Source organism: Nannocystis sp. RBIL2, assembly GCF_026626745.1.
Lineage (GTDB): Bacteria > Myxococcota_A > Polyangia > Nannocystales > Nannocystaceae > Nannocystis.
The window spans coordinates 196483-216193 of sequence record NZ_JAPNJW010000002.1; the positions used below are offsets into that span (position 1 = coordinate 196483).

At 71.2% G+C, this 19711-nt stretch carries 17 protein-coding genes; 4 read left to right on the forward strand and 13 right to left on the reverse strand.

The window, feature by feature from the left end; all coding sequences use genetic code 11:
* Positions 1-16 precede the first annotated feature (16 nt).
* On the forward strand, positions 17-1159 hold the full coding sequence (locus OV090_RS26000; protein ID WP_267707307.1) for an ATP-dependent 6-phosphofructokinase: 1143 nt from the start codon (positions 17-19) through the stop codon (positions 1157-1159).
* An 84-nt stretch (positions 1160-1243) separates the two neighbouring features.
* Here the strand turns inward: OV090_RS26000 and OV090_RS26005 are convergent, their stop codons facing one another.
* The 8 genes from OV090_RS26005 to OV090_RS26040 all read right to left on the reverse strand — a co-directional run bounded on the left by OV090_RS26005 (position 1244) and on the right by OV090_RS26040 (position 9641).
* The gene (locus tag OV090_RS26005) at positions 1244-1837 is read right to left on the reverse strand and encodes a hypothetical protein (RefSeq protein ID WP_267707308.1); all 594 of its coding nucleotides are present in this window, start codon (positions 1835-1837) and stop codon (positions 1244-1246) included.
* Positions 1838-1959: 122 nt separating this feature from the next.
* On the reverse strand, positions 1960-2817 hold the full coding sequence (locus OV090_RS26010) for a hypothetical protein (protein WP_267707309.1): 858 nt from the start codon (positions 2815-2817) through the stop codon (positions 1960-1962).
* A gap of 132 nt (positions 2818-2949) precedes the next feature.
* Positions 2950-3891 carry a ribulose phosphate epimerase gene (locus tag OV090_RS26015; protein ID WP_267707310.1) on the reverse strand — a complete coding sequence of 314 codons (942 nt, stop codon included), beginning with the start codon at positions 3889-3891 and terminating at the stop codon, positions 2950-2952.
* A 109-nt stretch (positions 3892-4000) separates the two neighbouring features.
* Positions 4001-4963 carry a hypothetical protein gene (locus OV090_RS26020; RefSeq protein ID WP_267707311.1) on the reverse strand — a complete coding sequence of 321 codons (963 nt, stop codon included), beginning with the start codon at positions 4961-4963 and terminating at the stop codon, positions 4001-4003.
* A 219-nt stretch (positions 4964-5182) separates the two neighbouring features.
* The gene (locus OV090_RS26025; RefSeq protein ID WP_267707312.1) at positions 5183-6073 is read right to left on the reverse strand and encodes a hypothetical protein; all 891 of its coding nucleotides are present in this window, start codon (positions 6071-6073) and stop codon (positions 5183-5185) included.
* Between the two features lie 18 nt (positions 6074-6091).
* A complete protein-coding gene (locus tag OV090_RS26030; RefSeq protein ID WP_267707313.1) occupies positions 6092-6382 on the reverse strand; it encodes a hypothetical protein in 291 nt (96 codons plus the stop codon).
* A 243-nt stretch (positions 6383-6625) separates the two neighbouring features.
* Complete coding sequence (locus OV090_RS26035; protein ID WP_267707314.1) at positions 6626-9010, reverse strand: hypothetical protein; 2385 nt, start codon at positions 9008-9010, stop codon at positions 6626-6628.
* Positions 9011-9032: 22 nt separating this feature from the next.
* The gene (locus OV090_RS26040; protein ID WP_267707315.1) at positions 9033-9641 is read right to left on the reverse strand and encodes an RNA polymerase sigma factor; all 609 of its coding nucleotides are present in this window, start codon (positions 9639-9641) and stop codon (positions 9033-9035) included.
* Between the two features lie 378 nt (positions 9642-10019).
* Here OV090_RS26040 and OV090_RS26045 point away from each other — a divergent pair, with 378 nt between their 5' ends.
* Positions 10020-10739, forward strand: coding sequence for a hypothetical protein (locus tag OV090_RS26045; protein ID WP_267707316.1), 720 nt, complete (start codon positions 10020-10022; stop codon positions 10737-10739).
* 176 nt (positions 10740-10915) lie between these two features.
* On the opposite strand, the gene OV090_RS26050 is transcribed toward OV090_RS26045, so the two are convergent.
* From OV090_RS26050 to OV090_RS26070, 5 genes are all read right to left on the reverse strand, one after another.
* A complete protein-coding gene (locus OV090_RS26050) occupies positions 10916-11713 on the reverse strand; it encodes an ATP-binding protein (RefSeq protein ID WP_267707317.1) in 798 nt (265 codons plus the stop codon).
* A gap of 202 nt (positions 11714-11915) precedes the next feature.
* Positions 11916-13160 (reverse strand): pyridoxal phosphate-dependent aminotransferase, encoded by a 1245-nt coding sequence (locus OV090_RS26055; RefSeq protein WP_267707318.1) that lies wholly within the window; start codon positions 13158-13160, stop codon positions 11916-11918.
* A gap of 133 nt (positions 13161-13293) precedes the next feature.
* The gene (locus OV090_RS26060) at positions 13294-14241 is read right to left on the reverse strand and encodes a terpene synthase family protein (protein WP_267707319.1); all 948 of its coding nucleotides are present in this window, start codon (positions 14239-14241) and stop codon (positions 13294-13296) included.
* Between the two features lie 533 nt (positions 14242-14774).
* Complete coding sequence (locus OV090_RS26065) at positions 14775-15992, reverse strand: ATP-grasp domain-containing protein (protein ID WP_267707320.1); 1218 nt, start codon at positions 15990-15992, stop codon at positions 14775-14777.
* Between the two features lie 52 nt (positions 15993-16044).
* The gene (locus OV090_RS26070; protein ID WP_267707321.1) at positions 16045-17481 is read right to left on the reverse strand and encodes a sigma-54 dependent transcriptional regulator; all 1437 of its coding nucleotides are present in this window, start codon (positions 17479-17481) and stop codon (positions 16045-16047) included.
* Positions 17482-17610: 129 nt separating this feature from the next.
* Here OV090_RS26070 and OV090_RS26075 point away from each other — a divergent pair, with 129 nt between their 5' ends.
* Both OV090_RS26075 and OV090_RS26080 read left to right on the forward strand, forming a co-directional pair.
* Positions 17611-18543 carry an alpha/beta hydrolase gene (locus tag OV090_RS26075; RefSeq protein ID WP_267707322.1) on the forward strand — a complete coding sequence of 311 codons (933 nt, stop codon included), beginning with the start codon at positions 17611-17613 and terminating at the stop codon, positions 18541-18543.
* Between the two features lie 165 nt (positions 18544-18708).
* Entirely contained in the window at positions 18709-19674 is a 966-nt protein-coding gene (locus tag OV090_RS26080) for a Rieske 2Fe-2S domain-containing protein (RefSeq protein WP_267707323.1), read from the forward strand.
* Positions 19675-19711: the final 37 nt, after the last annotated feature.

Sequence of the window (19711 nt, forward strand, 5' to 3'; positions counted from 1 at the left end):
AGCCCACGAGCAGCCAATGAGCATCGGAATTCTGACGAGCGGGGGCGACGCCCCGGGGATGAACGCGGCCGTTCGCGCCGCTTTTCGCTGCCTCAAGATGCGCGACCCGGACTGCGAGATCGTGTTCTTCCGCGACGGCTTCCGCGGCCTCGCGCGCCGGCTCGACTCGTCGTCCGATCGCAACGTCGACCGCCGGGCGGTCCGCGACATCATCCACCGCGGCGGCACCTTCATCGGCACCGGCCGCGTGCCCGAGCTGCTGCTGCCGCCCGAGGGCCACGCGAGCTACGCCGAGCGCGTGGCGGCCCGCGACGACTTCCTCAAGGTCGCGGCCATCAACCTCTACCAGATGCGGGTCGACAACCTGATCGTGATCGGCGGCGACGGCTCGTTCCGCGGCGCTCGCATCATCGGCGAGGCGTTCCGCCAGCACTTCCCGCGCCGGCCGTTCCGCGTCATCGGCATCCCCGGCACCATCGACAACGACCTGCACGGCACCGAGTACTCGATCGGCTACGACACCGCGCTCAACAACGTGGTCGACGCCATCCGCAAGCTGCGTGACACCATCGAGTCGCACCGCCGCGCGATCATCCTCGAGGTCATGGGCAACACGTCGGGCTGGCTGGCCCTGCAGTCGGCCATCGCCGGCGGCGCGGCGGTGGTCGCCATCCCCGAGGTCGAGGAGACCTGGGACCACGACCGCATCGTCCGCTCGCTCGACGCCGGCGTCCGCCGCGACTACCGCTACTTCATCATCGTCGTCGCCGAGGGCGTGCGCCGCCGCGCCGGCGAGGACTGGTGCGAGGGCCTGAAGCACAAGCTCGAGTCCGACCGGGCCATCGAGTCGCACCTCGGCCACCCGATGGAGGTGCGCATCAACTCGGTCGGCCACATCGCCCGCGGCGGCAGCCCGACGGCGCTCGACAACACCCTGGCCGGCCTGCTCGGCTCCGGCGCCGCCGACGTGGCCCAGATCGGCGGCCTCGAGGGCCAGCCGATCGTCGAGGGCGACGTGATGGTCGGCTGCCGCGGGCCGCGGACGATCCTGACCGGGCTCGACGAGGTGATCGACCACTCGCCCCGCCTCGTCACCCGCGACAGCGAGCTGTACCAGCTGTCGCAGCGGCTGATGCTGAGCGCCGAGCAGCCGTTCTGAGGCTGGCGCTTCGGGCAGGTGCCGAGGGGCATGTCCGAAAGGGCATGTCGCCGGGGACCTGCCCATAGGGACATGCCCTCGGGTTCAGGTGCCGGCCGGCGCGGCGTGGGCGGCCAGGGCCCGCAGGACCGCCAGCGCCGCGTCGAGCTGGGCGTCGGTCGGCAGCTTGTCCCACGGCCAGATCAGCACGACGATGCCGTTTTGGACCATCAGGTAAGGGCGCGGCAGGCCCTCGAGCGCGGTCCGCAGCGGCGCGTCGCACAGAGCAGCGGCCCGCCGCGGCGGCGAGGCGTGGGTGGCGAAGCGGGCGTCGAAGGCGTCGTCGCCGGTGCGCACGCGGTCGCCGGGGCGCCGCGCGGTGTAGGCGATCGGCGAGCTGAGGGCGAACACCTCGATCACGACCCATGGGCTGCGGTCGATGCGAGCCTCGAGGAACACGCCGAGGTCGCCGTGGGCGAGGGCGCCCTGGCTGAGGTGAAAGGCGACCTGGTCGGCGTTGCCGATGACCGCGAAGCCGCCGGCGCGCTCGACGAGGTGCCAGCCCCGCCGCTCGGCGAGGCCGGACCAGCGGGCCCGGTCGCGGTCGAGGGCGCGGCGGTGGCGGTACCACAGGTTGCCCAGCAAAAAGCCCGCCAGCGCCGCGAGGATGGCGTTCAGGAGCAGGGCCATGGGCGACATGCCGGCGATCATTGCGGCCGCAGTTTAACACGATCGCGGCGCGGGGGCCGCGCGGCACGGCTGGCCGAAGAGACAGATCGTCAGGCCCGCAGCCGCGCGCGGCGGGTGGCGCGGCGGCGACCTCACGCGGCGCGACAGACCCCCAGGTCGGCGTACTCGGGCGGCGGCGCGGCGTCGTAGGGCTGGCACTGTGGCAGCTCGGCCGGGCAGTTCGGCTGGCTCAAAGAACAGAGCGGAGCGCAGCAGCGCTCGCCCGCGCAGCCGCTCACGAGGTCGGCCGGATCACACACGTGCCCGGGCGCGCACTCGGTCTCGCCGGCGCAGGGCACCCCCGCACCCGCCGGCTCGCCCGCGGGCGCGTAGCGACAGATGAAGCCGTCGACGCTGCTCGAGCGCACGCACAGGGTCGCCGGCGGCGGGCAATCCTGCGCCAGCGGATCGCACAGCGGGTAGCAGAGGTAGCTGGCCGACTGCTGCACGTAACAGCGCGCGTCGGGGTCGACGCAGCCGTCGTCCTCGTCGCACAGGCCGAGGCAGCGGCCGCGCAGGTCGGCGTTGCTCTCGAAGTACCAGCACATCAGCCCGGGGCCGCAGTCGTCGATGCCGCTGTGCGGGTAGCCCTGGGTCTCGCACGGCTCGCCGAGCCCCGCCGGATCGGCGGCGAGCGGGACACAGCGCGCGCCGTTCCAGTCGTCGCCCATGTCGGCGGCGAACGGGGTGCACTTGTGGCCGGCCGGGCAGTCCTGCAGCCGCGGGTCGCAGTGAAAGCCGTCGCTCGGCAGCTCCGGCTCGCTGGCGCCGGTGCTGACGGGAGTGGTGCCGGTGGTGCCGGTGGTGCCGGTGGTCGGATCTTGCACCTCTGTGGTCCAGCGCTGCCCGCCGCTCGTGGTCGTGCCGGCGTCGGCGGTGGTGCCCGCGGGGCCGACGGGAGCGCCCGCGCAGGCGCAGGCGAGCAGGAGAAGGACGGCCGAGGTGCGCACCACCGCGAGTGTAGCGCGCCTCGTCGAGGGGCAGGGCGAGGACGCCAGCGAGCGAGCTCGCGACGCCGCTCGCGGCGAGCTGCGACGCCGCGGCGGGATCGAGTCACCGCATCGCCGCGGCCCGACGCTCACTCACCCGGGCAGCGCGCAGACACCGACGTTCTCGTACTTCGGCGGCGGATCGGCGAGCGCGGGAAGGCACTCCTGGCCCTCACCGGGGCAGGTGTTCGGCTGGATGAGGTCGCAGAACGGCACGCAGCAGCCGTAGGTCATCGGGTCGCACTCGGCCGTGAGCTCCGCGGGCAAGCACGCGAGGCCGGGGTCGCAGACGTTGATGTACTCGCACGGATCGAACAGCTCGCCCTCGTCGAGGCTGAGGTCGGGGACGCAGGTGAACACGTCCCGGGACGGGTGCTGGTAGCAGGCGTCGCCGGGCTGGCAGTCCTGCAGCAGCGGGTCGCAGGTCCCGAGACACAGGCTGAGGACGCTGTCGCCGGACACGTTGCAGAAGGCGTCGGGGTCCTCGCAGGTCGGCTCCTCGAAGCTGCCGCTGCACCACGGCACGCAGGTGCCCTGCAGGTTCTGGTCGACCCAGAAGCAGATCAGGCCCTCGTCGCACGAGTCGACGCCGGAGTTGACCGCGCCGACGACGGTACAAGGATCGCCGGCCTGGTCCGGCTGCGGATCGATCGGCACGCACTTGAGTTGGTGCCAGCCGTTGTCGCCGCCGTCGCCGTAGCCGGTGCACTTCTGGCCCTCCGGGCAGTCGTCGGCGAACGGATCGCACTCGACCGGCCCGAGGTCGGCCGGGTCGGGGATGGTGGTGCTCATGACGCCGCTGGTGCTGGTGCTGACGCCGGGCGGGTCCTCGCTGGTGCCCTGCGACGGATCGCCGCTCGTGCCCGGACCGCCGCTGCTGGCGGTGCCGTCGCTCGAGCTCGAGCTGTCGAACATGCCCGGGGTCGTCTTGCCGTCGGTCGGCTCACCGCCCGGGCCGGCCGTGTCGGTGTCGGCCTTGGGGTCGCCGCAGGCGAGCAGGACGAACAGGGGGAGCGCGAAAGATCGGGTGGACATGACGATAACCTCCTTAGGAGCGGTGGACCGGCGATACGTGTGGATGTCCTTCGACATGCTTCATCGGGCATGTCTCATGGAACATGTAAAATAGGACCTGCACGAAAGGCTAGGGCATGGGCAGGAGGCACAGGCCCAGGTCCTCGTGGCCGGCCGGGGCCTGGCCCTGCTCGAAGTACGGCGTGCACTCCTGGCCCGCGCCGGGGCAGCTCGGCGGGGCGGTCAGGTCGCAATACGGGAGGCAGCAGCCGATCGCGTCCTGGTCGCACTCTGCGGCGAACTTGGCCTCGATGCAGAGGAGGCCGGGGTCGCAGAAGTTGACGTATTCGCACGGGCCGAACAGCTGGCCCTCGTCGCCGCCGGCGTCGATGACGCAGGTGAAGCCCTCGCCGTGCGGGTGGGGGATGCAGGTGTCGCCGGGGTTGCAGTCGGGCGCGAGCGGGTCGCAGTTCGGCAGGCAGAGGATGAGCACGCCGTCGCCGGAGAGGCTGCAGGTGGCGTCGGGCTGCTCGCAGCCGGGCTTGTCGGGCGAGCCCGTGCACATGGCGAGGCAGGTGCCCTGGAGCGTGTCGGGGTCGACGTTGAAGCACTGCATGTGCTTGTCGCAGGTGTCCTCGCCGCTGACCCCCGAGCCGATGACGCTGCACGGCTCGCCGAGGCCGTCAGGGTCCGGGACGATGTCGACGCACTTGAGGGCGTTCCAGCTGCTCCCGTCGTCGTCGGCCCACGGCATGCACTTCTGTCCCTCGGGACAGTCCTCGACCCACGGGTCGCACTCGATCTGCGGACCGCCGTCGGGCCCGGGGATGAACGGGGTGGTGGTGAGGGCGTCGGTGGTCGGCTCGGGCGCGTCGGTGGTCGGGCTGCCACCGGTGGGCTCGGTGGTGGTGGGCGCGGGCAGGGTGGTCGCCGGCGTGGTGGTCGACGCGGTCGTCGTGCCGCCGGAGGTGTCGGGGACGGGACCGGTGGTGGTCGCGGGCTCGCCGGTGGATTGATCGTCGGTGTCCCCGGTGGGCCGGGCGACGCAGGCAGCGAGGACGAGCGAGAGGAGGACGAGCGGGCGGCGAGTCATGAGCGACGATCCCTGGTGAAGATGGATAGGTGTCTGAAAAGTCATGTCACGATGGACATGTCCGAAAAGTCATCAGTGGCGGCGTTGCGCGGGTCGAGGCGACAAGGGCGTTGCGGCGTCGCGCCGCGCTGGCGCGCGCGGGGAGGCTCGGGTGAGGAGGGGACGCAAGAGTGATGTGTCCTGGACGGCGGGCTCGATCGCGTGGATGGACGTGAGAGGTCACGGGAGGGCGCACTGGCCGACTTGCTCGAGGCCGGGCGGGGCGTAGCCGGGGGGATACCAGGCGACGCACTCCTGGCCCTGGCCGGGGCAGGTGTTCGGGAGGTCGAGGTCGCACAACGGGAGGCAGCAGCCGGACGCCATCGCGTCGCACTCGACGGCGAACTCGGGCTCGGCGCAGTGCAGGCCGGGGTCGCAGGCGTCGCGGTGCACGCAGGGATCGAAGGCCTGGCCCTCGTCGCCGCTGGCATCGAGGGCGCATACCCAGCGCTCGTCGTACTTGTCGTGGAGGCAGAGCAGGGCGTTGGGGCAGTCCTGGGCCAGTGGGTCGCAGGTGGGGAGGCAGAGGTTGAGCACGCCGTCGCCCGTGATGGCGCAGAAGCTTCCCGGGGCGCAGAGGGGCTCGTCGGACGAGCCGGGCGAGGCGGCGCAGTGGGCCACACAGGTGCCCGTGCTGGTGTCCCAGTCGATGAACTGACACATCACGCCCACGTCGCAGGTGTCCTCGCCGCTGGCGATCGGGCCGAAGACCTCGCAGGGCTCGCCGACGCCGGCCGGATTCGGCACCACGTCGACGCACTTCAGCGTCTCCCAGCTGTTGTCGCCGTCGGCCGAGTGCGGGGCGCACTTCTTGCCCGCGGGGCAGTCCTGCGCGAAGAGGTCGCACTCCTTCATGCCGCCGCCGTCAGGCGCATGGATGAAGGGGTTACTGCCGGTGGTGCCGTCGCTCGAGCTGGTGGAGGTCGTGGGCTCGGCCGAGGTCCCGGTCGTCGAGGTGGAGCCGGTGATGGTGAGCGCGGCGGTCGAGCCGTCGCTGGCGCTCGCGCCCGGAGCTTCGGGGCTGCCGGCGCAGGCGGCGAGGAGCAAGACGATGGATGGCCCGCGGGACATGTCCGAACGGTCCGGCGATCAGGGGGCGACCTCGTCGGGCGAGGGGCACCCCTGGTCGAAGGGACAGGTCGGATTGGGCCGGGTCGACAGGGCGATCGCGCCGGCGGCTGCAAAAGCTGTCCGTAAGGACATGTCCTCTTCGGCAGGCCCGAGCGGGCGCTTCAAGGGCTCGACGCGGGCGGTCGGGGCGAGGTAGGCGGATACGCGGCTCGGCTCGACCGTCAGGCGCGTCGCGGCAGCGACGAGCAGGCCGGTCCAGACACAAAGTCGCGCGATGCTGGCGGTGCGCGTGCGGCGGGAAACTGACATCTCGCCTGCATTGTGACCCGGTTCCGCGGCAAAAGAAATAAAACGAAAGGTAGTTTTTGAAGAATAAATGGTGCAATTGTCCCGATGTCCGATCGCCGTCCGGGTCGGTTTCGGGCACGCGTGCGCCGGTGCGAGACGCGGTGGCGCGGCTCGACGGGGCCTTGAACCGGGAGAAGAGCGGCTGGAGCGAGTTTCGTCGAGCCTGTCCTTGGAGACAGGTCGGGGCTCGCCCGGGTCCACACCTCAGGGCAGGTAGGTGCGCAGGAACTCGAGCCGCTCGGTCCACAGAGTGGCGTCGAGGCGCAGGCCGCTGTCGGCGTCGGGGTCTTCCTGCAGCTCGGCCAGGACGCGGGCGGCGGCGTCGTAGTTGCGCGCGCGGGCCTGGGCCTCGAGCAGCATCAACATGGCGCCGCGGCGCAGCTCGGAGGTCGCGAGCGGGTGCTCGTCGTCCTCGGGGTGGAGCGCGCGCTGCAGCGGCTCGATGGCGGCGGCGCCCTGCTGGACGTTGAGCAGCTGGCGGCCGAGGAGGTAGCCGCCGAGCGGGGCGTAGCGCGGCAGCGCGGCGATCTGCTCGGCCGCGTAGAGGCGCAGCACGGCCTCGCTCGGGTGCTCGGGGTTGGGCTCGAACGGATCGAAGTAGGCGAGGACGCGCGGCGCGAGGGCCGGGTCGGCGGCGCCCATGCGCTTGATCTGCAGCTGGCGGACCTGGTTGTCGCCGAGGCCGCGGGTGAGCGCGCGGTCGTAGTAGGTGAGCGCGACCGGGAGGTCGAAGCGGGCGAGAGCGAGGTCGCCGAGGCGCTCGTCGACCAGGGCGGCGATGGTGTCGGTGAGGTCGGTGATGCGCGAGAGCTCGGCGAGGGTCGCGGCGGCGGCGTCCTGCATGCCGGCTTGCGCCTCGGCCTGGGCCAGCAGCAAGCGGTGCTCGGGCTGCTCGGGCTCGATGCTGCAGAGGTCGCGCAGGACGTCGATGCGCTCGGTCTCGAGGCCGCGGTGGTGGGCGAGGTTGGCCTCGGCGAGCAGATCGGCGGCCCGGTGGGCGCACGGGCGCTGGAAGATCGGCCGCTGCTTGAAGCGCTGGCGCAGCGCCTCGATGTCGCGGGCCCGCAGCGGGCGCGCGCGCAGGAAGGCCAGCCACTCGACCTCGAGCGAGTCGAGGGAGGTGCCGTAGGCCAGCTCGAAGTCGCCGGCGGTGCCGTAGAGGCGGAGGAAGGGGTCGACGCCGCGGGTGTCGATCAGCCAGCGGGAGAACGAGCCGGCCGCGGTGTAGGCCCGCCGCGACGACTTGCCCCAGAAGCCCAGGCCCATGATGTCCCCGAGGACAGGTCGCAGCTCGAGCCGGTCGAGGATCGCGGCCTGGTCGTGGAGGTCGAGGCCCGACTCGCTGCGCGGGGCGAACGCGGTGGCGAAGCCCTCGATCAGCGCGAGGTTGACCCGCAGGCCGCGCCACGACACCGCCGACGAGGTGCCGAACAGCGGCTCGCCGACGGTGTACGAGAACACGTGGGCGAGCTCGTGGTGGAGCACGCGGTGCGGGAAGGCCTGCTCGTTGAGGTAGATGTGGCCGCGCCACGGCGGGGCGACCTCGGTGTTGCCGGCGCCGATCCAGGCCCGCTTGAGCTCGGGGGTGGGGAACACGAAGCTGTGGACCGGGGCCCGCGGCTCGCGGCCGATCTGCGCGGCGAGCCGGCGCCAGGCGAACTCGTGCTCGGCGGCGAGCAGGTCGATGTCGCGGGCGGCGGCCGAGTTGGCGGCGTAGTGGATGACGAAGTGGTCGGTGACGCGGGTGCGCGGCAGGGCGTTGGCCAGGCTGGCCTCGGTGGCGTGGAAGCCGTTCTCGGCGGCGAACACCCCGAGCAGCGTGCCGGGCAAGAGGCAGGCGAACAGGGTGGCGACTGTGAACGGCGAGCGGCGCAGGCTGAGGCCGCGCAGCTGCAACTTGAGACCTGGCCCCAAGGTCAGGCTGAGCAGCGCGAGCGCGGCGCCGGCGATCAGGAAGTTGTAGGCGCGGAACCACCACAGGCGGGCGGTGATCGGGATGGCCTCGTCGTACAGCGGGCCGGCGAAGTAGCCCCAGAACGGGTCGATGGCGTAGACGACCGGGTCGACGTAGATCCGCCACAGGCCGAGCACCAGCGTGAACAGCAGCGGCACGCCGGCGAGCAGCAGCTGGACGCCGCGGCGGTCGGCCAGGACGCCGCCCCACAGCCCGGCGACGAGGCCGAGCAGGCCCGACGCAGTGGGCAGGACGAGGAACCACAGCAGGCCGCCCGGGAGGTCGCAGTTCACCTGCCAGAAGTTGGCGAGGATGAAGGCGCCGAGCGAGAGCGTCAGCAGGCTGCAGAGGTCCCCGAGGCCGCGCAGGAACAGTAGCCGCAGGCGCTCGCCGGATGTCTGAAGGGACAGGGCGTGCGGGTCGGCGGCGTGGGCCTGCCGGGTGTCACGCACCGCGTCGACGCCGACGGCCAGGGCGAACAGGCTGATCAGCGGGGTGAGGACGAGCGCGCCCTCGTAGCCGAGCGCGCCGAACAGCGGCTGGGTGGTGAGCCCGAGGGTGAAGAGGAGGATGAACCACCGCCTGCGCAGGACCGGTGCGGTGAAGTGTCGACGGACGGCGGCGTGGATCGACATCGAGGCGCGCTCACAGTGGTTCTTACCCGATCTGGCCGCGGACGGCCGCAGCCCAGGCGTCGAGATCGCCGAGGCTGTCGCGCAGCTCGGCCGCGCCGTCCTCCAGCGCGGTCATCGCCGCCTCGAGCAGCTGCTTGGCCCGGCGCAGACGGGTGCGGATGGTGCCTTCGGGAACCCCCAGGATGTCGGCGATCTCGCGCGCGCCGAGCTTCTCCCAGAAGTAGAGCTCGAGCAGGACCTGATGATCGAGCGGGATCCGCCGCAGGCCGAGCAGGAGCAGCCGCTCCTCTCGCCGGCGCGCGAGCAAGGTGGCCGGCGTGGGCCGCAGGTCGTGCACGCTGGTGAGGCCGAAGTCGAGGCGCGCCCCCTCGCGCAGCTTGCCGCGCAGGTGCTTGTAGAGGACGTTGTGAGCGACCGCGAACAGGAAGGTGCGGAAGCTGGAGTCGCCGCGGATCCGCTCCTTGCTCTCGAGACAGGCGAGGAAGGTCTTCTGCACGAGGTCGCCGGCGTCGTCGTCGACCTTGTTGCGGAAGAAGCGGGCGATCGCGGGGTAGTGGCGCTCGAACAGCTGGACGCCGGCCTTGCTGTCGCCGCCTCGCCAGGCGACGTAGAGCTCTTCGTCGGGCTGCATGCCGAACGTCAGTGTACCGCAGGCCGGCGGACGCGGCGGCCGCACGGGCCGGCGCGACCGCCGTAAGCCGGCGCGCGTCCCCGGCTCGACCTCACTTCGCGCGCGCGACGGCACCGCACGGGCGCTTCGGAAAATTTCGCCGAACGCGGAGACACGCGAGCGACGACATGCGCCGCACGGCGTCGCGTGGGCGACCTCGAGGTCCCCGGGTCGCGCGCGCGTTGGCCGACGACGGGGAAAATTGGCAATCCGAATTGGCGGCTTGTTGAAAATTAGAATCAAACTTGGAGATGAGAAAGGCCACTTTCTGGCCGCCAGGCGATGGATTGAATTGGTTTTTGAAAATGAATATCATTACCTGGCGACATCGTTGCCGACATGACCACGCGAATTCTTGCCCGATCTCCGCTGTGCCTCCTCCTCGTGGCCGCGCTCGCTTGCAGCGCGGAGCCGACGACCACGACGGAGGCTCCCGCGTCCGCCACCGAGGCGGCGACGACGACGACGACGGACGCCGAGACCTCCGAGACGTCCGAGGCCGGTACCTCCGTGGCGACGACGAGCACTGCGACCACGCAGGAGCCGACCACCGACGCGAGCACTGCGGCGAGCGCGACTGCGACGACGAGCGAGCCCTCGACCACCACCGAGGGCTGCGCGGGCGAGGCGACCGACGAGTGTACGGGCTGCATGCGCGAGGCCTGCTGCGAGGCGCTGGCGGACTGCCAGGGCGACCCGGCGTGCGTCGCCTGCGTGGCCGGCGAGGACGGCGACGCGTGCGAGTCGACGCCCGAGACGCACGCGCGCGTCGACGCGTACCTCGAGTGCAAGGGCGGCGCGTGCCAGGAGGCCTGCATCGGCGCGCCGGTGGGCTCCTGTGAGGACGCGCTGGCCGAGCTGGCGCAGGACGAGTGCACGACGTGCCTGGGCGCGAGCTGCTGCGACGAGGTCGCTAGCTGCCACGGCAACGCGGTGTGCTGGACCGGCTGCTTCACGGTCCACGACGACGCGGTGTGCCACGGCGATCCCGACGGCCACGCGCTCTACCACGCGCTCAGCGCCTGCGCGTCGGGGTCGTGCCAGGCGGAGTGCTTCTAGAATTTAAATTTCCAGCTGGCCGGAGGCGGATCGCTCTCTGCCGCGAGCGTACACGCGGCCCCGCCTCCGGTCGGCCGGATCCTTGTCGCCCGTAGCGGGCGAATGGGTCTGGCTCTCGGGACATGCGCGCGAGGGCATGTCCCGACGGGCATGCTCCCAAGGGCATGTCCGCAGGGTCAGTTGCCGGAGACGTTGCCCATCGAGGCGTTGATGTACGACGGCAGGACCACGCGCACCTCGGTCTGCGAGGTGTGGAACTGGACGGGGAGGGCAGTGGCGCCGGCGATGCTGCGGCGGATCGCCGGGATCCCGCGGCCGATCTGCTCGAGCAGGCCGAGGTGACGGGCGGTGGCGGCCAGCAGCGGGTTGCGCGGGAACGAGGCGCCGCCGTGCTGGGCCAGCTCGTCGAGCGAGATCGGGAGGGCGAGGCCGCCGGGGCTCCAGATCTCGAGGCGGTCGTTGAAGATCCGCAGGGACACGCGGCCGCTCAGGCGGTAGTCGCGGTGGACGAGGGCGTTGACCAGCGCCTCGCGCACGGCCTCCTCGGGGTACTCGGGCGCGAGCTCGGACGGGACGAGCAGGTTGGGCGCGGCGCGGGTGTTGGCGCGCACGAACTCGAGGCCGAGGCGGACGAGCTCGGCGAGGCTGCCCTCGGCGTCGAGCCGCGCCGCGACCGGGTCGGCCAGCGCGGCGCCGCGGATCCGCACGATCGAGACGCCCCACTCGGGGCGGGCGACCTGCGGGGCTGTCCCAAAGGACATGAGGCCGACGACTGTGGGCGTGGGCTGACCGGCGGTGACGCCGATGAGGCCCAGGCGCTGCGCGGCCCGCTCGTGGACGCCCGGCTCGGTGCCGAGGCCAGGGACGCGGCGGCGGACGTAGGCCTCGAGCGCGGCGAGGTCGAGGTCGTCGACGCTGGTGCCGGCGACGGGGCTGCGCTCGAAGCCGAGCGGCGTGGGGGCCACGAGGCTCATGCCGGGAGTGTAACCGGCCTTGCGTCCGGCGTGGCCGCGCGGTTCGGCGCGGCCTCGCCCGAGGCAGCGAGCTCCGCGTGACGCAACGGGCGCGTCGCGCGGTGCAGCGGGCGATCGCGGGCAGCAGAGAGCGACGAGCGGTCGACGAGCGACCGTCGCGCCCGAGATCGCGGCGACGCAAGAGGCCTGCGTCGCCGGCGCGTCAGCGGGAGGCTCGGTTGTAGGCCTCGAGGCCGGCGCGCAGGATCTCGAGGCAGCGCGCGAGCTTGTCGCGGCCGAGGACGTAGGCGATCCGCACCTGGTTCTTGCCGAGCCCGGGCGTGGCGTAGAAGCCCTCGGCGGGCGCCATCATCACGGTCTCGCCGCCGAGGTCGAAGTCGCGGAGCATGAAGATGCAGAAGTCTTCGGCGTCGGCGACCGGCAGATCGGTGATGAGGTAAAAGGCGCCGGTCGGCGTGGGGCAGGAGACGCCGGGGATCGCGTTGAGGCCGGCGACGATGACGTCGCGGCGGGCGCGGTACTCGTCGACCATGGCGCGCATGTCGGCGGCCGGCGTGCGCAGGGCGGCCAGCGCGGCGTACTGATCGACGGTGGGCGGGGACAGGCGCGCCTGGCCGAAGCGCAGGCAGGCGGAGTACAGCGCGGCGTTGCGGGTGACGAGGCAGCCGACGCGCGCGCCGCAGGCGGAGTAGCGCTTGGAGACGGAGTCGATCATCACCGCGTGATCGGCGAGGCCGGGCACGGCGAGCACCGAGGGGGCACGCGGCGCGGGAGCGTCCGGGGCCGTGGGCTCGTCGGGGTAGACGAACTCGCGGTAGACCTCGTCGACGACGAAGAAGATGCCGGCCTGGAGGCACACCTCGCCGAGCGCGGCGAGATCGGCGGCGCTCAGCACCATGCCGGTCGGGTTGCCCGGCGAGGGGATGATGAAGGCGCGGGTCTTCGGGGTGATGGCGGCCCGCACGCGCTCGGGCGGGACCGCGAAGCTGTCGCGCGCGTGGGTGGAGACGGGCACGACCTCGACGCCGAGGAGGTGCGAGAAGCCGCGGTAGTTGGTGTAGTAGGGCTCGGCGACGAGGATCTGGTCGCCGACGTCGCAGACCGCCGCGATGGCGAACAGGAGCGCCTCGCTGCCGCCGACGGTGACGAGGATCTGGCTCGGGGTGATGGGGCCGCCGCCGCGCGCGGCGTCGAGGCCGTTGTAGTGCTCGGCCAGAGCTGTCCGATAGGCCAGGTAGCCCTCGGACGGGCTGTAGGCGACGACGCTCTCGTCGTAGGCCCGGTAGGCGGCGAGCATCGGCTGCACGGTGGCGAGGTCGGGCTGACCGATGTTGAGGTGATGCACGGTGACCCCGCGCGCCCGCGCCTGATCGGCGTAGGGGGTGAGGCGGCGGATCGGGGACGCGGGGGCGTCGAGCCCGCGGCGGGACAGGCTGGGTGCGGTCATGGGCACGCGGAGTGTGAGACGGTTTGCCGCCGTTGAGAAGACCGCCGCGACCAGGGCCCGCGGACGGGCGCAAACGCGGCGCAGGCAGAGGCCCGGGCGGCGCGCCTCGCGGACCGCGGCCGGTGCGATCGCGTCAACGCACGGCGCCGTCTTCCCCGGGGTGGTAGCGGCCGGTGCTGCGCGCCCAGTCGTCGTGCCCGGCGATGAAGTGGATCAGCACCTGGACGTAGCGGCGCAGCTGCTCGTCGATGTCCTCGTCGAAGCTCGGCAGGTCGGCGACGAGCCGCGAGAACTCGCGCATCTCGATGTTGTGCAGCTGGACGGTGCGACTGATCGCCTGGTCGAAGCTGAGGCCGTCCTCGTGCATGAGCACCAGCACGGTGTTGTTGACCTCGCCCTTCGCTCGCTCTTTCTCGACGGTGTAGATGTCGTTGGCGAAGCCGACGATGGTGCTGGCGGTGCGCTCGAGCGCCCGCACGGACTCGTGCTCGAGCACGTCGGGCGGGAGGAAGATGTGCTCGGTCAGCTCGCCGAGGAGGAAGCCGGTGTGGAGGCCGACGGTGATCTGGCGGATCTTGTTGTGGCTGGCGAAGGCCGGCACGACGCCGGCGGCGCGGTACTTGGCCTCGTCGATGAAGGCCTTGAAGAGGCGCTCGACGCAGGCGGAAAACCGGGGGATCCAGTTGGGCACCCGCAGCTCGAGCATGCGCTCGCGCAGGTCGCCGAAGGCCTGGGCGATCGGGTCGACGAGCTGCGGGCGGGCGCCGTCGCGGAACACGCCGAGGAGGGTGCGGAGGTAGGCGGCGACCAGGACGGCGCCGTGGATCTGCTCGAGGCGATCGTCGAGGCAGCAGAACAGGGTGGTCCAGTCGACCGCGACCTGCAGCGCGACCATGTCGGCGGTGGCCGGGAAGGTGCGGGCCAGCAGGTGGCCGATCCGGCTCTCGCGCAGGGCGTCGATGTGCTTCTGGCTGCGCGCGAAGCCCATCGCCTGGGCCCACTCGACGGTGCGCTCGTGGATCCTGTCGGCCGCGGGGTGGACCGACGGTTGATAAGGACACTCGAGCGTGGGGAGCTGCATGGCGCGCGGTCGCGGTACCGACGCGGAAGCGAAGCGGTTCGTCGCGACCTGCTGCCCGCCGATGGCCACCAGCGCGGGCCCCGTCCGGTTCAGCGCCGACGACGTAGCAATCGCTTCGAGGCGGACGCTGAACGGGCTGGCTGCGAACTGGGGAGGCATGGGGGTCTTTCGGTCAGCGTCTGTGATCCTGCGTCGGATCACTCGTCGCAACAAGCTGGCGCACGCTTGCACCTGCCTCCGCTGCTTTGTAGACACTCCGACGACCACGCCACTCCAAGCTATACCGGATCCGCGTGTGGACCGCACTTTGGCGACAATTGGGTGGGGTAGTGTGCACGCGGCACTGCACCCACTACGGCCGGCTTTCGCCACGCCGCCGGCACCCACCTGCGGAGCCGTGACCACGGGGGCGATGCAGGTGTGACTGCGACTGGAATGCGTGTCAGTACATCGAATCGCGCAGAAGGCGCGGGGGCGATCCCCGGCCCTCCGCGCCCGCGGCTGTCTCTCGGGTCAGCCGCCCTGGCAGCGGCTCATCCGGCGAAAATTTGGAGGTTTTCGCCGATGTCGTCGCTGATCGACACGAGCGCCTGCAGCTCGGGGTGGCGCAGCATCAAGAAACCGTCAGACACGAGGGTGTTGCGCCAGTTACGGCGCGGGGCGCCGACGGGCAACAAATTGTCCCAGACGATGTGCTCGCCGTAGAGTTTGCGGATCCGGTCGAGCCCGACGATTCGCTGGATCCGGCCCTGACCCAAAGCCCGCTTGTAGATCGTGCTGACGTTGTACTTGCGCTCGATGTTGACGTCGAAGCGCCCCCAGGCGACGGCCCGACCCCATTCGCGGAATACGTCGAAGTCGCAGGCGTAGTTCATCTGGTCGACCTGGTGGGCGCCGGGCGGACGGGCGCCGATCTCGCCGAACACCACCTCGCCGTCGGCCTTCAGGTACCACTCCATGTGGGTGAAGCCGGACCGGAAGCCGAGGGCGCGGATGACGTCGTGCCCGAGTTTGACGCCGCCCGCGAGCGCAGGCTGGTCGACGTTGCGCAGGGCGATCACCTGGGGGCTGACCCACTCGTTGCTGCGCGCGACGAGCGGCCGCGGGCGGTACCAGGCGACGTTGAAGTAGGCGACCTGACCCTCGATGCAGACGGTGTCGAAGGTGAACTCCGAGCCGTCGACGAACTCCTCGACGCTGACCTCGGGGACATGTCCGAGGCGCGGCAGCACGGCCCGCAGCTCGTCGGCCGAGTCGACGCGGTAGGTGTCGGCCGAGCCGGCGCCGGCGATCGGCTTGATGATGATCGGGAAGCCGATCTGCTCGGCGGCGTCCCAACACTCGGCGGTGGTGTTGCAGCGGACGTGCTTCGGGGTGCGCAGGCCGGCGGCGTCGAGGACCTGCTTCATCCGCTCCTTGTCGCGGAACGGCAGGGTCTCGGCGACGCCGAGGCCGTCGACGCCGAGGCCCTCGCGCAGGCGCGCGGCCAGGAGCATGCCGGGCTCCCACAAACACTCGACCTTGTCGATCCGGCGCGCCTCGGGCCAGCGGCGCACGGCCTCGACCACGGCGGCCTCGTCCCACAGCGAGCGCACCTGAAGATAACCGGCGAGGCGCTCGCGCACCGACTCGGGCAAGGCGCTGGGGTGCTGGTCACCGACGCCGTAGACGTGCGCGCCCACGTCGGCGAGGCCGCGGGTAAAGCTGGGCATCTCGCCGGGATAGCCGGGGGACAAGAGCAGGATGTTCATGCGAAAGCTCCCGCCTCGATGGGTATCAGGGCGCCCGGGCGGGCGCAACGATTCAGCTCTGCTTGAGCTGCCGCTCGAGGCTGATCCCGAGCCGGTCCATGCGGCGGTAGAGGGCCTGGCGCGACAGCCCCAGCTCGGCGGCGGCGCGGGCGATCACGCCGCCGTGGGTCTCGATGGCGGCGATGATCGAACGCCGCTCGGCCTCGATCTCCTCGTTGTTGCCGACAGCCGCCGGTTTGGCGTCCGACGTGGGGTGGCTGCGCGGGGTGACGGTGCCGTCGGCGGCCGGCGCCTTGTCGTCGAGCCCGAGGTCGGCGGGGGTGACCTCGCCGCTCTGACACAGCAAGGTGGCGCGCTGGATCCGGTTCTGCAACTCGCGCACGTTGCCAGGCCAGTCGTGGCCGAGCAGCGCGCGCATGGACTCGTCGCCGAGCCGCAGCGGGTCGCGCCCGGGGCCGACCTGAGACTGCAGGAAGGTCTCCGCGAGCGGCAGGACGTCCTCGCTGCGCTCGCGCAGCGGGGGGATCCGGATCTCGATGACGTTGAGGCGGAACAGCAGGTCCTCGCGGAACACGCCCTGGGCGATCATCTGCCGCAGGTTGGCGTTGGTGGCCGAGACGATGCGGACGTCGACCTTCTTGGTGCTGGTGCTGCCGAGCCGCTCGAACTCGCCGGTCTGCAGCACGCGCAGGAGCTTCATCTGGCCCTTCTGCGACAGGTTGCCGATCTCGTCGAGGAACAGGGTGCCGCCGTCGGCGGCCTCGAAGCGGCCGATCCGGCGCTTGGTCGCGCCGGTGAAGGCGCCGATCTCGGCGCCGAACAGCTCGGCCTCGAGCAGCTCGTCGGGCAGGCCGCCGGCGTTGACCTTGACGAACGGCTGCAGCTTGCGCGGGCTGTTGGCGTGGACGATCTCGGCCAGCTTCTCCTTGCCGGAGCCGTTCGGGCCAGTGATGAGCACCGGCGCGTCGGCGCGGGCGACCGAGGTCGCGAGCGAGACGACGCGGTGCATCGCCTCGCTGGCGTAGACCAGGCCGCACAGGTCGTAGTGGCGCTGCAGCTCGTTGCGCGCGCGGGCCGACTGGGCCCGCAGGCGGTGGTTCTCGAGCCCGAGCTCGCGCATGCGCAGCATGTTCTTGACGGTGGTGACGACCTTGGCGTCGTCCCACGGCTTGCCGAGGTAGTCGGCGGCGCCCTCCTTGACCAGCTGCACCGCGGTCTCGAGCGAGGTCCAGGCGGTCATGAGGAGGACCGGCAGGTCGGCGTCGAGGCGCTTGATCTCGCGGAACAGCGCCGCGCCCTCCTGGCCCGAGGTCGAGTCTGTCTGAAAGTTCATGTCCTGAACGACAGCCCCGACGTCGCCCCGGGCGATGATCTCGAGCGCGGCCTGCGGGGTGTGGGCGACCTGAGTGCTCATCCCGTGGACGTCGAACAGGATCTCGAGGGCCGTACAGACCGAGGGGTTGTCGTCGACGATGAGCACCTGCTGCATGACCAGGGTTTTACCCTTCCTTGATGCGCTGCGGGTATTTCGCGGCGAGCGCGAGCCCACGCCGGTTTCGCCCGCGTCCGCACGGCGGTCCTCGCGCCTGGGCGGCCCCGGTGGTACCTCTTGGACGGCATGGAAGCGAGCTTCCCGACGACTACTTTGTCCGTGGGCGGACTACAGTTCACCGCGCTGGAGGGATCGCGCTCGTCGGCGCGGGACCGCCGGCGGCCGCTGGTGCTGTGTCTGCACGGCTTTCCCGACCATCACCGGACCTGGCGGCTGCAGATCCCGGCGCTGGAGGAGGCGGGCTTCCGCGTGGTGGCGCCGCTGCTCCGCGGCTACGAGCCGTCGTCCCAGCCGATCGACGACGACTACCACACGATCCGGATGGTCGAGGACGTGCTCGGGTTCATCGAGTACCTCGGGTGCTTGCGCGTCCACCTGGTCGGGCACGATTGGGGGGCGGTGATCGGCTACCAGGTGGCGGCGCGAGCGCCGGAGCGGCTGTCGTCGCTGACGACGATGGCGGTGCCGCATCCGAAGCGGCTGGCCTCGGTGGCGGCGCTACGGCTGCTGCCCCGGCAGCTGCGCAACTCCTGGTACATGTTCTTCTTTCAGCTGCGGCTCCTGTCCGACGTGGCGCTGCGGCGCAACGACTTCGCGCTGGTCGACAAGCTGTGGCGCGACTGGTCGCCCGGGTTCACGCCGCCGGCCGAGGAGATGCGGCTGCTCAAGCGCACGTTCCGCCAGCCGGGGGTGGCCGCGGCGGCGCTCGGTTATTACCGCGACATGTTCGACCCGATCACCCGTGCGGCCGCGACCTCGCGGGCGCTGATGCGGGCGCCGGTGTCGGTGCCGACGCTCGCGCTGACCGGGGCCGACGACGGCTGCCTCGACACGCGGCTGTTCGACCTGATGCGGAACGAGGACTTCCCCCACGGCCTGTCGGTGCAGCGGATCGCGGGGGCCGGACACTTCCTCCACCAGGAGCGGCCGGACGAGGTCAATCGGCGGCTGGTCGACTTCCTCCGTCGCCACGAGCCGGGCGACGTCGGCTGCGACTAGGTCGCCGCGTGCGCATCGCCGCGGCTTGGACGGCGAGCTCCCGACCGGGCTGCAGGTGAACGTGGTTCGCACGGCGGTGCGCCGCGGAGGGCGGCGATAGCGGCGCCCGTCACACTCCCGCGGTGCGGGGGCTGCCCACGTTTGCCCGCACAAGGGGGCTCCGAGATGAGCAGTCGCTTTCCGTTCACCGCCAACCCGATAGGTTGGTTCATGGTCGCCTACTCCGACGAACTGAAGCCGGCCGGCGTGATGCCGCTGCACTACTTCGGGCGCGAGCTGGTGCTGTTCCGCGGGCAGGACGGGGCCGCCCGTGTGCTCGACGCCCATTGCCCCCACCTCGGCGCGCACCTCGGGCACGGCGGCTGCGTCATCGAGAACAACATCACCTGTCCGTTCCACGGCTGGCGCTTCGACGGCTCGGGGAGCTGCGTGGGGATCCCCTATGCGAAGAAGATCCCGCCCGCCGCGATGCTGCGCCGCTGGCCGGTGAGCGAGAAGAACGGGATGATCTTCGTCTACCACGCGCCCGAAGAGTCGTACGCGCCGACCTGGGAGGTGCCGGCGCTGGCCGAGCACGAGTCGCAGGCGTGGACCAGCTACACGCGCCGTCGCTGGCGCGTCCGCACCAACGTCCACGAGATCGTCGAGAACGCGTTCGACGTGGCCCACTTCTGCTTCGTCCACGGCGCGATCCGCCTGCCCGAGTCGAAGGTGACGATGAACGGGCCGCTGTTCCAGGTCAACTCGCACACCGCCTTCGACACCCCGGCCGGGGTGATGGAGGGCGACATCGACATCGACACGTACGGCTTCGGCATGTTCACCGCGCGCTACAGGGGGCTGATCGAGGGGCTCATCATCGCCTCGCTGACGCCCATCGACGACGAGTTCGTCGACGTCCGCTTCACCTTCACTGTCAAGCGCGTGCCCGACGAGTCTGCCACCGCGTTCGTGACCCAGCAGTTCGTGGAGGACGCCTGCCACCAGTTCGAGCAGGACATCGCGGTGTGGGAGCACAAGAAGTTCCTGGCCCGCCCGCTGCTGTGCGAGGGCGACGGGCCGATCGGGCTGTTCCGCAAGTGGGCCCGCCAGTTCTACCCGGCGGCGACGCTGCGCGCCCGGGCGATCTGACCGGGTGAAGGATTGGACATGTCGTGACGGGCATGTC

What these genes read in the sequence shown, in the direction of transcription:
- OV090_RS26000 (WP_267707307.1), top strand. Translation starts at nt 17, where the DNA reads ATGAGCATCGGAATTCTGACGAGCGGGGGCGACGCCCCGGGGATGAAC.
- OV090_RS26005 (WP_267707308.1), bottom strand. Translation starts at nt 1,837, where the DNA reads ATGTCGCCCATGGCCCTGCTCCTGAACGCCATCCTCGCGGCGCTGGCG.
- OV090_RS26015 (WP_267707310.1), bottom strand. Translation starts at nt 3,891, where the DNA reads ATGTCCACCCGATCTTTCGCGCTCCCCCTGTTCGTCCTGCTCGCCTGC.
- OV090_RS26020 (WP_267707311.1), bottom strand. Translation starts at nt 4,963, where the DNA reads ATGACTCGCCGCCCGCTCGTCCTCCTCTCGCTCGTCCTCGCTGCCTGC.
- OV090_RS26025 (WP_267707312.1), bottom strand. Translation starts at nt 6,073, where the DNA reads ATGTCCCGCGGGCCATCCATCGTCTTGCTCCTCGCCGCCTGCGCCGGC.
- OV090_RS26030 (WP_267707313.1), bottom strand. Translation starts at nt 6,382, where the DNA reads ATGTCAGTTTCCCGCCGCACGCGCACCGCCAGCATCGCGCGACTTTGT.
- OV090_RS26035 (WP_267707314.1), bottom strand. Translation starts at nt 9,010, where the DNA reads ATGTCGATCCACGCCGCCGTCCGTCGACACTTCACCGCACCGGTCCTG.
- OV090_RS26040 (WP_267707315.1), bottom strand. Translation starts at nt 9,641, where the DNA reads ATGCAGCCCGACGAAGAGCTCTACGTCGCCTGGCGAGGCGGCGACAGC.
- OV090_RS26045 (WP_267707316.1), top strand. Translation starts at nt 10,020, where the DNA reads ATGACCACGCGAATTCTTGCCCGATCTCCGCTGTGCCTCCTCCTCGTG.
- OV090_RS26050 (WP_267707317.1), bottom strand. Translation starts at nt 11,713, where the DNA reads ATGAGCCTCGTGGCCCCCACGCCGCTCGGCTTCGAGCGCAGCCCCGTC.
- OV090_RS26055 (WP_267707318.1), bottom strand. Translation starts at nt 13,160, where the DNA reads ATGACCGCACCCAGCCTGTCCCGCCGCGGGCTCGACGCCCCCGCGTCC.
- OV090_RS26060 (WP_267707319.1), bottom strand. Translation starts at nt 14,241, where the DNA reads ATGCAGCTCCCCACGCTCGAGTGTCCTTATCAACCGTCGGTCCACCCC.
- OV090_RS26065 (WP_267707320.1), bottom strand. Translation starts at nt 15,992, where the DNA reads ATGAACATCCTGCTCTTGTCCCCCGGCTATCCCGGCGAGATGCCCAGC.
- OV090_RS26070 (WP_267707321.1), bottom strand. Translation starts at nt 17,481, where the DNA reads ATGCAGCAGGTGCTCATCGTCGACGACAACCCCTCGGTCTGTACGGCC.
- OV090_RS26075 (WP_267707322.1), top strand. Translation starts at nt 17,611, where the DNA reads ATGGAAGCGAGCTTCCCGACGACTACTTTGTCCGTGGGCGGACTACAG.
- OV090_RS26080 (WP_267707323.1), top strand. Translation starts at nt 18,709, where the DNA reads ATGAGCAGTCGCTTTCCGTTCACCGCCAACCCGATAGGTTGGTTCATG.